The following is a 2,685-nucleotide window of genomic DNA, read 5'->3' as shown; positions in this document are numbered from 1 at the left end:
ACCCCGGGGTGCCGACCACCTGACGTTCTACCGATCACGCTTATCACGCCGCGGCAGGGAGCCAGGTGCGGGCGGCCGTGACCAGGGCCGTGACGCCGTTGCGCAGGGTCGGGTCCGGGACCGGGGCGTAGTGCGGGGAGTGGTTGGACGGCACGGTCAGGAGTGCCGGGTCGCTCATGTCGCCGGTCGTGAACAGGCCCGGGTCGGTGCCGCCGAGCAGCCAGTACGACAGGGGCGCGCCCGCGCTCGTCGCCAGGATGCCCACGTCCTCGCTCCCTGCCCCCGCGCCGGGATCGAGCAGGTTCTCGGGGCCGAGCCACGAGCCGAAGGCGGCGAACGTCCTGGCCAGCGCGGCGTCGTCGTTGACGACGACGGGGAAACGCTCGATCGGGGTGATCGTGGGCTCCTCGGGCGCGCCGGCGGCGACCGCCTCGCCGCGCACGATGCGTTCGACGGCGTCGAGGATCCGCTGCCGCACCGCTTCGTCGTAGCTGCGGATGTTGAGCTGCAGCTCGGCCTCGCCGGGGATGACGTTGGCCGCGTCGCCGGCGTGGATCGAGCCCACGGTGAGCACGGCGGTGGCCGTGCTCGGGATCTCGCGGGACACGACCGTCTGCAGGCGCAGCACCGTCTCCGCCGCCATCACGATCGGGTCGACCGACGCCTGGGGCATGGAGCCGTGCGCACCGCGGCCGGCGAGCCGGACCCGGAGCGAGTCGGAGCCCGCGTACGACGCGCCGGGGTGCCCCGCGATCTTGCCCGCCGGCAGCGGCGCCACGTGCTGGCCGAGCACGACGTCGGGGGTCGGGAAGCGGTCGTAGAGGCCGTCGTCGACCAGCGCCTGGGCGCCCTGGCCCAGCTCCTCCGCGGGCTGGAACACCACCAGCAGGGTGCCGGCCCAGCTCTCGCGAGCGCGTGCCAGCACGTCGGCCGCGCCGAGGAGGCACGTGGTGTGCAGGTCGTGCCCGCAGGCGTGGTCGACCGGGACCGCCTTCCCGGCCGCGTCCGTCGCCGTCGCGGTGCTGGCGTAGTCCAGGCCGGTCTCCTCCCGGACCGGCAGGGCGTCCATGTCGGCACGGAGCAGCGCCGTCGGGCCGGACCCGTTCCGCAGGACGCCGACCACGCCGGTCTTGGCGACGCCCGTCGTCACCTCGAACCCGGACGCCGTGAGCCGGTCAGCGACGATCCGCGCGGTGCGCTGCTCCTGGAAGCCGAGCTCGGGATGTCGGTGCAGGTCCTGGTACAGGTCCGTGAGCGCCGGGTCGAACGGGACGTCGTGAGATGGGGTCATGGCAGTCCTCCGTCGTCCGTCCCCACGCTAGGCGCGGCCCGGATGCCCCGCGCGGCGGGGGGCGGGCTGCACCCTGATGAGCCACTCGGCGACCACGAGCGCGCCGGACACGGCAGTATGACCTCATGTCCGACGCCCCCGTCACCCTGAGCCAGGTCGCCCGCGAGGCCGGCGTCTCGCTCGCCACGGCGTCCCGCGCGATCAACGGGAGCGCCACCCGCAGCGTCCGCGAGGACCTGCGCGAGCGCGTCCTGGAGGCCGCGCGCCGCCTCGCCTACTCGCCCGACCCCAGCGCGCAGGCCATGGCCCGCGGCCGCACCACCGCGCTCGGGCTCGTGGTGCACGACATCGCCGACCCGTACTTCTCCACGATCGCCGCCGGTGTGGCACGGGCGGCGGAGCGCGCGGGCCTCATCGTGACGCTCGCGTCGACCGAGCACAGCTCGGCGCGTGAGCTCGCCTTCGTCGAGCTGGCGCGGCGGCAACGGTCGCGCGCGATCATCCTGGCGGGCGGGCGGCTGGAGCCGGAGGGGGCCGGCGGGTCGGACGGCGGGTCCGGCGCGGATGCGCCGGGGGCCGCTGGTGTCTCGCAGACCGCTACGTCTGCTGCGGACGACGCCGGCCCGGCGTCGGAGCCCGGCGCACTCGAGGCCGCGCTGAACGCTTTCCAGGAGGCGGGCGGTGGCGTCGCGCTGGTCGGACAGGCGATCGGCGGCCTGCCGGTCGTGGAGATCGCGAACGCCGACGGCGCCGCCGACCTCGCCCGGGCGCTGCACGAGCACGGCTACCGCCGGTTCGCCGTGCTCGCCGGCCCGGACGGACACCGCACGGCGGCGGACCGGACGGCAGGCTTCACCGCGGCCCTCGCGGAGCTCGGCAGCCCCGTCGCACCCGACGACGTCCTGACCTGCCCGTTCACCCGGGACGGCGGGTACACCGCGATGCGCGACCTGATCGAGCGGGCCGACGGCGCGACACCGGGCGAGAGCACGGGTCGGCTGCCGGAGCTCGTCTTCGCCGTCAACGACGTCATGGCGGTTGGCGCGATGGCCGCCGTCCGCGACGCGGGCCTGAGCGTGCCCGACGACGTCGCCGTGGCCGGGTTCGACGACATCCACACCCTGCGCGACGTCTCCCCCGGGCTGACGACGGTGCGCATCCCGCTGGCCGAGGTCGGCGAGCTGGCGACCGAGCTCGCGCTCGGCCGCGGCGAGCAGAAGCGCACGGCGGTGCGCGGCGAGGTGGTCCTGCGCGACTCGACGCCCCGTCGGCCGGCCGAGGGCGCCTGAGGTCGGCACTCCCCTGCGCCGCACCGCGTGACGTCGGTACTCCCCTGCTCCGCAACTCCTGATGTCGGCACTTTGCATCGAGGTCGGCACAGGCCTGTGCCGACC

General features: G+C 75.3%; 2 protein-coding genes. One reads left to right on the top strand and one right to left on the bottom strand.

What is annotated here, in order from left to right; all coding sequences use genetic code 11:
- Positions 1–43: 43 nt before the first annotated feature.
- Positions 44–1,291: an amidohydrolase gene (locus tag ACFU5G_RS29750; RefSeq protein ID WP_377252731.1), complete on the bottom strand. Its 1,248-nt coding sequence runs from the start codon at positions 1,289–1,291 to the stop codon at positions 44–46.
- A gap of 125 nt (positions 1,292–1,416) precedes the next feature.
- On the opposite strand from ACFU5G_RS29750, the gene ACFU5G_RS29745 reads away from it, so the two are divergent.
- Complete coding sequence (locus tag ACFU5G_RS29745) at positions 1,417–2,580, top strand: LacI family DNA-binding transcriptional regulator (protein ID WP_377252729.1); 1,164 nt, start codon at positions 1,417–1,419, stop codon at positions 2,578–2,580.
- Positions 2,581–2,685 lie beyond the last annotated feature (105 nt).

It is taken from the genome of Promicromonospora sp. NPDC057488 (assembly GCF_042802395.1).
Taxonomy (GTDB): domain Bacteria; phylum Actinomycetota; class Actinomycetes; order Actinomycetales; family Cellulomonadaceae; genus Promicromonospora.
Note: the sequence above shows the minus strand (reverse complement) of the source record. Positions and strands in the feature narration are given on the sequence as shown.